The organism is Moraxella sp. CTOTU49097 (assembly GCF_032064105.1).
Classification (GTDB): domain Bacteria; phylum Pseudomonadota; class Gammaproteobacteria; order Pseudomonadales; family Moraxellaceae; genus Faucicola; species Faucicola osloensis_B.
Genome location: NZ_DAMBOA010000035.1, coordinates 1 through 9,621, shown reverse-complemented (window position 1 = coordinate 9,621; position 9,621 = coordinate 1). Strand labels below are relative to the sequence as shown.

General features: G+C 45.4%; 10 protein-coding genes. 4 read left to right on the top strand and 6 right to left on the bottom strand.

The features are described 5' to 3' along the window. A partial coding sequence (locus tag RT064_RS10695) for a GNAT family N-acetyltransferase (protein WP_409519568.1) occupies positions 1 to 287 on the bottom strand: 287 nt, incomplete at its 3' end. Between the two features lie 125 nt (positions 288 to 412). Here RT064_RS10695 and ribF point away from each other — a divergent pair. The 4 genes from ribF (at position 413) to fkpB (ending at position 6,248) form a co-directional block, all read left to right on the top strand. Then, entirely contained in the window at positions 413 to 1,426 is a 1,014-nt protein-coding gene (ribF, locus tag RT064_RS10690) for a riboflavin biosynthesis protein RibF (protein ID WP_313063329.1), read from the top strand. A gap of 373 nt (positions 1,427 to 1,799) precedes the next feature. Continuing rightward, positions 1,800 to 5,189, top strand: coding sequence for an isoleucine--tRNA ligase, N-acetyltransferase domain-containing (gene ileS / locus RT064_RS10685; RefSeq protein WP_313063328.1), 3,390 nt, complete (start codon positions 1,800 to 1,802; stop codon positions 5,187 to 5,189). Continuing rightward, entirely contained in the window at positions 5,182 to 5,730 is a 549-nt protein-coding gene (lspA, locus tag RT064_RS10680; RefSeq protein ID WP_313063326.1) for a signal peptidase II, read from the top strand. Before ileS ends, lspA begins: the two co-directional genes overlap by 8 nt. 23 nt (positions 5,731 to 5,753) lie before the next feature. After that, positions 5,754 to 6,248 (top strand): FKBP-type peptidyl-prolyl cis-trans isomerase, encoded by a 495-nt coding sequence (fkpB, locus tag RT064_RS10675; protein WP_095355898.1) that lies wholly within the window; start codon positions 5,754 to 5,756, stop codon positions 6,246 to 6,248. 88 nt (positions 6,249 to 6,336) lie between these two features. On the opposite strand, the gene RT064_RS10670 is transcribed toward fkpB, so the two are convergent. The 5 genes from RT064_RS10670 to RT064_RS10650 all read right to left on the bottom strand — a co-directional run. Beyond that, entirely contained in the window at positions 6,337 to 7,014 is a 678-nt protein-coding gene (locus RT064_RS10670) for a hypothetical protein (RefSeq protein WP_313063325.1), read from the bottom strand. 130 nt (positions 7,015 to 7,144) lie between these two features. Beyond that, positions 7,145 to 7,777, bottom strand: a complete 633-nt coding sequence (locus tag RT064_RS10665) for a hypothetical protein (protein WP_313063322.1) — start codon at positions 7,775 to 7,777, stop codon at positions 7,145 to 7,147. 205 nt (positions 7,778 to 7,982) lie between these two features. Next, a complete protein-coding gene (locus tag RT064_RS10660) occupies positions 7,983 to 8,729 on the bottom strand; it encodes a phosphate/phosphite/phosphonate ABC transporter substrate-binding protein (protein ID WP_036601821.1) in 747 nt (248 codons plus the stop codon). Then, positions 8,729 to 9,223, bottom strand: coding sequence for a PAS domain-containing protein (locus RT064_RS10655; RefSeq protein WP_036601822.1), 495 nt, complete (start codon positions 9,221 to 9,223; stop codon positions 8,729 to 8,731). The genes RT064_RS10660 and RT064_RS10655 overlap by 1 nt, the downstream gene beginning before the upstream one ends. Positions 9,224 to 9,349: 126 nt before the next feature. Further along, positions 9,350 to 9,621: roadblock/LC7 domain-containing protein (locus RT064_RS10650; RefSeq protein WP_313063319.1), on the bottom strand; the 272-nt coding region annotated here is incomplete at its 5' end.

The window sequence follows — 9,621 nt, the reverse complement described above, 5'->3', positions numbered from 1 at the left end:
TCTGCCACATAGATACTGATTTCAGTACTGATATGGTAGGCAGGACGCGCGTATAAATCAGATAAACTGCCCCAACCGACTATTTCATCCAAACTATTTTGGGCAACCACCAACGGACGATTGCCCGTATGGGCGTCAAACCACGCTTGCCTATCTGCCACGCTCACAGGCTGTAAATCTGCCGTGGCTTGCTTACCTGCGATACTTTGATTATAAATTTCAACGATGCGCGGTAAATCATCAATCGCAGCTAGGCGAATACTAAGGTTGTGATGCGCTGCAGACATAGCGACTCCAAAATTGAACCAAAAAATGCGGCTAAAATTTGCCGAAAAATCTTATAAGCGCGTATGTTAACAACATTTTTACTTTATAATAAGCGATTTCATAAAATTGATAGTTTGCGATGCTCATGAACGTGATTGACTTATCTGACTGGCTAAAAAATCCAACCCTATTACCTGATTCGGTGCTGACGATTGGTAATTTTGATGGTGTGCATTTGGGTCACCAAGCGATGCTGGATAAAGCCAAATCTTTGGCAAAATCTCAGCAACTTGCCAGTATGGTGATGATATTTGAACCACAGCCGCGTGAGTTTTTTAGCCCGCAAACCGCCCCTGCAAGGCTCACCAATTTGGCAGAAAAAACCCAATTGATTGCTGAACACAATATCGATAGCTTGATTGTGGCAAATTTTGATAATGACTTTCGCAATTTATCGGCACACGATTTTGCCAAAATGTTGGTCAAATTAAACGTAAAGCATCTGGTATTGGGGGATGATTTTCGCTTTGGGCATGACCGCACTGGCGATAGTGAGTTTTTGCGTGCGTTTGGCTTACCTGTAGAAATTTTGCATACCGTGACCGACCATGCGCATCAAGATGAGCGCGTCAGCTCAACCCGCATTCGAGACTGTTTGCAACAAGGGGACTTGGCAACCGCAAAGCATCTGCTAGGGCGAGATTATGCGATTACTGGCAGGGTGGAACATGGCGATAAAATCGGTCGCACGCTTGATTTTCCCACCGCCAATATTGCGCTAAACCGCATCAAGCCTGCCCTGCATGGGATTTTTGCGGTGTCGGTGACCGCTACCGATGGCACAGATTTATCAACACTGGGGAAAAATACTCAAACTGGCGTGCAAGGACTCACCAAAGGCAGTTTGTTTGGCGCTTGCAATGTGGGTACTCGCCCTGCGCTAAAAAATAAGCATGGGGTAGAATGGCGACTGGAAGTCAATTTTCCAAAGTTTGACGGGGATTTGTACGGCAAAGAACTCACCGTGACATTTTTGCATTTTTTACATGGGGAAAAAAATTATGCTGGGCTTGACGCGTTAAAACAAGGCATTGCCCAAGACGTGGTGGATTTACTTGACTGGCGCGAGCAGCAAGCCTTTGCGAAATCAATCCCTTAATGACTTTGGCGTGTCAGCCTCCAACCTGCTACTCCTAAGCAACATACCAGGCTTACCCAAGCTAGTCCAATTCTCTGAGTCAGCAGGGTCAAAAATAACTTGCCTACACTTCTTTATACCCTGCGTTGCCGTTTGGCATTAACAGTAGGTGGGGCAACCCTTATAAGCTGGTGGAAAATTGTATCCTTCCCCAACTATATTTAGCGTTTATAGCTACTTGGTAAGTGAGATTTTTTTATGACAAACTTACCAAAATCAAGGGTGAGATAAGCCAAAGCACGCTTTGTCAATCTGCCAATTTTAACATATAATACCCTGTTATCAATTTTTTACCTTTTGCACTTTTTATAGATTATAGAATACCGAGAGTTACATGACCGACAACACTGACAATCAGTCAATCGACTATAAAGATACCCTAAACCTTGCCGATACCGTATTTCCCATGCGTGGCGACCTTGCCAAGCGCGAACCTAAATGGCTAGAACAATGGTTTGCCGACGATGTGTATGCCCAAATTCGTCGCGCTCGCCAAGGTCGTGAAAAGTATGTATTGCATGATGGCCCACCCTATGCCAATGGTCAGATTCACTTGGGTCACGTGGTAAATAAAGTGCTTAAAGACATGATTGTCAAATACAAAACGCTTGACGGTTATGATGCGCCGTATGTACCGGGTTGGGATTGTCATGGATTGCCGATTGAGCAAAAGGTAGAAGGCATTATCGGTAAAGTGGGTCAACCCCATAAAGACAAAAGTAAAAACGGTGCCATCGTGACGTCAACCGAGTTTCGCGGCGCTTGCCGTGACTATGCCAAAAGCCAAATTGACCTGCAAATGGTTGACTTTAAACGCTTGGGCGTATTGGGTGACTGGGAAAATCCTTATCTGACCATGAACTTCAAGCAAGAAGCTGATACCGTCCGTGCATTGGCAGAAATCTACAAAAACGGTCATATCACTCGCGGTATGAAGCCAGTGAATTGGTGTCTAGACTGCGGTTCGGCTCTCGCAGAAGCAGAAGTGGAATATGAAGATAAAAAATCCGATGCGATTTATGTCGGTTTTGATATCGTCAACCGTGACGCGTTAGCGGCGACTAAAGTGATTGATGGCGCTTTGCAGGCGGTGATTTGGACCACCACGCCTTGGACATTGCCTGCCAATCAGGCGATTACCGCAAGCTCCGAGCTAGAATACTCCGTGGTAAAAGTTACGTTTAACAAACAAGCGTTTGCTGTTCCTACCACCCTAGACACGCCTAATTATTTACTTCGCCGTTTAACCAAAGACGATAAAACCGCTTTACAGGCAAGTGCATCTGACCCTTTGATTTGGGAAATGTTGCCGGAAAAACGCCACGAACCTACCGTATTTGAGCCGTATTTCAAAAAAGCCCTTGAGCAAAAAGCCTTTGCGATTGTCGATAAAAAAACCAATAACATTATTGGCACAACCCGTTTTTATGATGATAACGTTGAAGAAAATTCGATTGCGATTGGCTACACCTTTTTGACCCGTGAGTATTGGGGATCCGGGGCAAATGCTGAAATTAAATCGGCGATGCTAAGTCACGCCCAACCGCAGCGAGAAACGATTTGGTTTCATGTTGCCCCCGATAATCAGCGTTCTGCCAAAGCGTTAGAAAAAATTGGCGCAACTTATCAAAAAACCGCTGACAACGGTTCGGGCGAGCGCTTGTTTTATCAAATGGCAGGCGAAAAACCACAGCCGAAAATCAGCCATTTAATTGTCGCTTACAATTTAGTTGCGCATTTAATGAGTGTGTTTAACGCCAAAGAATATAGCGTTGTTGCCACCGTTAAAGGCGATGCGTTAACCGTACTTAAAGCCCAGCATCCACTGATTGCTGAGCGTCAAGTGCCGATTATCACAGGCGATCACGTGACGGCGGATAGCGGTACAGGTTTGGTACACACTGCGCCCGCGCACGGTGTTGATGACTATATGGTCGGTCAAAAATTTCACTTGCCCACCGAAAACCCAGTCGCAGGTAACGGCGTGTATTTGCCTGAAGCCAAAGTTTTTGTCGGCGAACATATTTATAAAGCGCAACCAAAAATTATTGAAACGCTCAAAGCCAGTGGCCATTTGCTCAAGCATGACGTGATTACTCACAGCTATCCACATTGCTGGCGACACAAAACGCCGATTATTTTCCGTTCAACGCCCCAATGGTTTATCAACATGGAAAGCCAAGGTCTGCGTGAGCAAGCGTTGACCGATATTCCAAAGGTGGTATGGACGCCAAGTTGGGGACAAAATCGTATCGAATCGATGATGCATGGTCGCCCAGATTGGTGTATCAGCCGCCAACGTACTTGGGGTGTGCCGATTGCCTTTTTTATCCATAAAGACACGGGCAATTTGCACCCAAATACGGCTGAGCTGATGGAAAAAGTCGCGCAAGTGATTGAGCAAGGTGGTGTAGAAGCATGGTTTGATGCCGCGGCTGAAGACTTTATCGGAGACGATGCTAAAGCGTATCAAAAATCGACCGATACGCTAGACGTGTGGTTTGACTCAGGGTCAACCAATTTTGCCGTGCTCGCCAATCGTCCCGACTTAGCCAATCCTGCGGATTTATACCTTGAAGGCTCTGACCAACATCGGGGTTGGTTCCAGTCGTCACTTCTGGTGAGTGAAGCGATTTATGGTCGTCCACCGTACAAGCAAGTGTTGACGCACGGATTTACCGTAGATGCCAAAGGCTATAAATTATCAAAATCTAAAGGCAATACCAAAGGTTTTGAGCCGCAAGAACTTGCCAATAAATATGGTATTGATATCGTGCGTTTATGGGTGGGTTCAAGTGACTACCGTTACGAGATGGCGGTATCGACTGAAGGCTTTGCGCGCACCACGGATATGTATCGCCGTATTCGTAACACCATTCGTTTTTTACTGGCGAATACAGACGACTTTGACCCAGCGACCGACATGGTGGATGCTAGCAATTTGGTCAGCCTTGACAAGTACATTTTAAAACGCGCTGAGGCGGTACAAGCTGACATTCGCCAATCTTATACCAACATGGATTTTCACCAAGTGTGTCAAGCGGTGGTGGGTTTTTGTTCACAAGATTTGGGCGGTTTTTATTTAGACATCATCAAAGACCGTCAATACACCACCAAAGCCAATGGTGAAGCGCGCCGCTCAGCACAAACTGCGATTTATCATATTGCCCATGCGCTACTGCGCTGGATTGCACCGATTTTATCGTTTACCGCACAAGAAGCTTGGGAAATCTTAAAAGGTCCGCATACAAGCAATGGCAATGGCTACATTTTTACCGAAGAATGGTATGAATTCCCAAAAGTGGTATTGGATGACGTGAGCGAATCGGATTGGCAAGCGATTTTGAATGTCAAAGAAACCGTCAACAAAGCCTATGAAATTGCGCGCACCGATAAAGTGATTAACGCCAATTTATCGGCTAATGTCACCGTGTATGCACCAGATACTACCATGGCTTCACTCAATCGGTTAGGCGATGAACTCAAATTTGTGTTGATTTCAAGCCAAGCCAATGTAGCGGCATTAACCAACCAACCAAGCGATGTGACCTATACCGACGAAGACAGCCAAGTTGCGGTAGTGGTCAAGCCTGCCACGGGTGAAAAATGTATCCGCTGTTGGCACATCCGCGAAGACATCGGCATCAATCCTGCCCACCCAGAAATCTGTGGTCGCTGCGTCGAGAATGTCGAGGGTCAAGGCGAGGTACGTCATTATGCCTAACACCCAGGCAACCACTACTGCCACTCATTCATCCACTACCCTACCCATCAACGGCAACAAAGCCATGATGTGGTATGGTATTGCGGTTTTGGCAATTATTATCGACCAACTTACCAAGTTGTACTTTGAACACAACTACCAGCTGTACCAAACCAAGGCGATTATTGAGCCGATTTTTAACTTTACCCTTGCCCACAACCATGGCGCGGCGTTTAGTTTTTTGGCAGATAAAGGCGGCTGGCAAAAATGGCTGTTTAGCGGACTGGCACTGGCTGTTTCCCTTGGTATCATGGCGTATCTACGCAAAATACCCCAACAAGCCAAATTATTGGCTTTGGGTTTGTCATTGGTGATGGCGGGCGCTTTGGGCAATTTGATTGATCGGGTACGTTTGGGCTATGTGATTGACTTCTTGCATGTGCACTATGGCAATGCGTGGCATTTCCCGATTTTTAATATCGCTGATGTGGCGATTAATATTGGCGTTGCGTTGATTTTAATCGATGCGTTTTTATTAGAATCCAAACGTAACACCCTTTAATTTTTAGATGGATAAACAACCGCATGAATCATGACATTATTACGCCAAACGAACAAACCCGCATCACTCAAGACTCAACCGTTGATTTGCATTTTGAGGTCAGCTTAGAAAATGGCACCGTCATCGACTCAACCTTTGAGCGTGGCGAACCTGTTCGCTTGGTGGTGGGTGATGGCAGTCTGCTTGAAGGGTTTGAGAAGGTACTTATCAACTTGACAGCGGGTGACACGCGCACCGCATCGCTGTCACCTGAAGAAGCGTTTGGTGAGTGGAACCCTGATAACGTACAGACTTTTAGTCATGCGCAGTTTGCCGTGACTGGCAATCTGCCTGAAGTCGGTACCATGATGGAATTTGAAGATAAAGGCAAAACCACGCTCGTGGGTGTGGTCAGTGACGTCACTGAAGATGCCATCAAAGTGGATTTTAACCATCCATTGGCAGGTCAAAATATACTTTTTAAAGTGCAGATTTTTAGAGTGACCCCCAAAGATAGTAAAGGTATCACACTAAGCTGACCTTAAGCTAAATAGAAACTTTTAATAAAAATCACTGACAATAAAAAACCGCTGATTAACTCTCAGCGGTTTTTATTTTTACAGTCTATCAATTAACCGTTTGGGTGTCATCGCCTGCCGCAGCACCTTCTTTAGCGTCTGTTTGTTGTGCCAGTGTTGCACGTTGCTCAAAACGTTCGCCCGTCGCTTTAATCCCCCATACCAATTCCACAAAAGCGCGGTTATTGATGAGTGGCTCATCTTCGATAATCAAGAAATAGCCCGCTTTGTTGATCCATAAAAACACAATACTGGTATTGGGCATCAACATATCAATACTGGTAAAAAATGACACCCCATAGCCATGTACCGCCCAACCGCGCTGCTGTTGGCGTTCTAAAAAGCCATAAAAATCGGCGGCGGCTACCGATAGCGTATCTGCTTCTTGCTGGGTAAAGCCCATCTTTGCTAGACAAAAGCCTTCATCTGATGCAATTGCGACACGGCGACTACCCGATAGACTGGCTGCTACATATTTTAAGAAATTATCCAACTGCACGTGCGGAGCGACTACCCGCTTTTCAATGGTCTCAATCCAACCTTCTTCGATAAACATATCTAGCCAAGTATCACTATAACGCTCACCCCATTCCCGTGCCGTCATACTTTGTTCAGGGGCGAGCACCGCTTGTAAGGCTAGTTGCTGCTCTGAGGGATTGGCGCTTGAAAAACTATGCAACACCCCGGCAGGCGTTAAAATCACATAGGTGTCGTTTTGTTCTGGCATGGTGTTTTCCTTAAATTTTGATAGACTGCAAAGGTAATGTTGTATGATAGCGTTGGTGAATGCAAAAGCTCATTCATCGATTGGGTTCTAATTTATCGGTTGCGCTGCTAAATTATCGATTAGGTTAAGATTAAGCGGCTTGCTTGGCAAAATATTCTTTAGTCTCAAGCCATTTGTCATTAAAATCCCATTTGTTTTTTGACATTTCCCACCAAACCATACTAAATGCCAATCGGTCATGACAAACAAGACAATGGTTAAAGAATTCTTCTTCGATTTCGGCAATTTGCTCGGCTTGGTCTTCAGGGTCGTCGTCTTCTTCCATGATATCTAATAATGCAGCAATCGTCGTTTGTGCCACTACTTTTGAGTCATCGGTGGACACACGCAGTTGGTGTTGATAAGTGACCATTGAAGGTGATACCAATACGCTCCAGCGCGTGGCAAGATTGCTGACGCTGAACACATACTCACCATGATTGACGCATTGGTCAAACCCTTGCAGCAGCGTTGGCGTTAGTTTTTCTCTGACTTGGTTGAGCATACGGTCACCAAAATAGGGCACGTCAAACCAACAACCATAAAACATATCGGCTAACGCACCTTGCAACGGCTCTTTTTCATCAAGCTCCATCGCTGCCATGATGCGGCTGGTGTGGATATCCATGTTCATCGGTTGGTCAATCACTTGTCGACTATAGAGACGAAAACTAAGCCAATGTTTTTGAAATTTTCTACGATTACGATTCGACAATGAATACATGCTGATTCCTCAAAAAATTAGCCTAATTATATAAAAAGTTATGTGACAAGGGTGAGGTATTAATGACTAGTGCTGTGAAAAACTGCCGCATTTATCCCCTACTATACTATTAAACTGGGTGGCAATCAAAACGCTTCAGCATAAAAAAGCGCAATTCCATCTAAACATGAATTGCGCTGTTGGGCAAGATGACAAGCTTGACCGATTAATCCAATAAGGTATCCATTAAATCAATCATAAACTCGCCGTCTTCTTGGGTCATCGGCTCAAAACCATCGCTCATCCCCAATTCTTGTAAGACTTGTTTGCCCTCTGCGGTGTCTTTTAAGCTTAATAAAGCATCGATAAATGGCCCACTGTCGGCAAAACTCTCTTTAACCAGTAACACATGGCTGATATCGCTCAAATCACTTTCAATCAATACCTGCATCTGCGATAAGGTCAAGCGTGACAAGCTATGATAAACTTCAGATAAAAAGAATGCCGCATCAGCTTCGCCTTTAATCAAATTACGCGCAGCAGCTTGGTAAGTCTGGGTAACTGTCCAAGTAATGTCAGCTTCTAACAAATCCACGGCTTCTAGCAGACGAAGCCCAATCAATTTGACATCACGGTTGTCTGCCATGGCAATGGTGCAGCCTGCTTTTAAATCATCCAGTGCTGCAATGCCACTGTCGGCTTTTGCCGCAATCACCATTTCATCAGATTTGCCCAGTGGACGCGCCACGGCGCGATAACCTTGCTCCCGAATCATTGCCGCTGCATCGAAGGGATTGGCATAGATAATATCCACGTTTTGCGCTTGGATTAAGTCGTTTTGTTCATGCGCAGATGCCGGTGTCAGTAAGTGAATGTGAATGCCGGATTTTTTTTGTAGCAGTGTATTGAGCATATGCCACCCTGCAAAACGCTCAGGCGCGAAGTCAGGCGCAATGAGTAAATTAATTGTCATTAGGCTTGCTCCTCTAGCATTTTGCGATACAGTGCTTCAGCTTGCGCGATTTTGCTGCGTGATGGTTTGCGTCGTACCGACGTATAGCCAACCGTTTCGCCATGGCGGATATTGGGTACAGCCGTTGCATACACCCAGTAGTAGCTACCATCTTTACACAAGTTTTTGACATAGCCATGCCATTTTTTGCCCGCTTCGACTGTTTGCCACAAGTCTTTAAAGGCGGCTTTTGGCATTTGTGGATGTCGCAAAATATGATGCGGCGCGCCAATTAATTCATCACGGCTATAGCCACTGATATCCACGAAGGCGTCATTGGCGTGGGTGATAATGCCATCTAAATCCACGCGTGAAACGATAAGTTTGCCATCGGGATAAGGTAGCTCGTTTTCGGTGGTATAAACGACACGACTTAAGCCATCTGAGTAAGTCAGACGATGCGCTGTGGCATCGCCAGCCGGTTTGTCCATATCGGGTAATTGTACAGATTTCATTACCTCTCCTTATAAATTTTTGATGGATAAATTTTTGATGGATAAATTTTTGATGGATAAATTTTTGATTGAGTCATGGTTGCTAATATTAGTGATTGGCTGACACAGTTAAGCTCTTTGTAAGTTTTAGATAAGTTTTGATAAGGCTTCAGCCGCGCGCTTCATATCCAAGAACACTAGACCCAATTTGGCATTTGGTTTGGTCAAAATGGTCAATACTGCTTCTGTACCTGATGCGGACATAATCACATAGCCTTTTTCGCCTTGCACCATAACGCGCTCGATACTGCCACGCGCTAGTTCTCGACCTGCACGGTCACCGAGTGATAGCAGCGCGGCTGACATCGCACCGACACGGTCTTCATCAATGCCCGCTGGCAATGCTGACGCAATCATCA

Bases quoted from the DNA above. Each gene is read 5' to 3' on its own strand.
- RT064_RS10660 (WP_036601821.1), bottom strand. From the start codon at position 8,729: ATGACAATTAATTTACTCATTGCGCCTGACTTCGCGCCTGAGCGTTTT.
- ribF (WP_313063329.1), top strand. From the start codon at position 413: ATGAACGTGATTGACTTATCTGACTGGCTAAAAAATCCAACCCTATTA.
- lspA (WP_313063326.1), top strand. From the start codon at position 5,182: ATGCCTAACACCCAGGCAACCACTACTGCCACTCATTCATCCACTACC.
- RT064_RS10670 (WP_313063325.1), bottom strand. From the start codon at position 7,014: ATGCCAGAACAAAACGACACCTATGTGATTTTAACGCCTGCCGGGGTG.
- RT064_RS10655 (WP_036601822.1), bottom strand. From the start codon at position 9,223: ATGAAATCTGTACAATTACCCGATATGGACAAACCGGCTGGCGATGCC.
- ileS (WP_313063328.1), top strand. From the start codon at position 1,800: ATGACCGACAACACTGACAATCAGTCAATCGACTATAAAGATACCCTA.
- fkpB (WP_095355898.1), top strand. From the start codon at position 5,754: ATGAATCATGACATTATTACGCCAAACGAACAAACCCGCATCACTCAA.
- RT064_RS10665 (WP_313063322.1), bottom strand. From the start codon at position 7,777: ATGTATTCATTGTCGAATCGTAATCGTAGAAAATTTCAAAAACATTGG.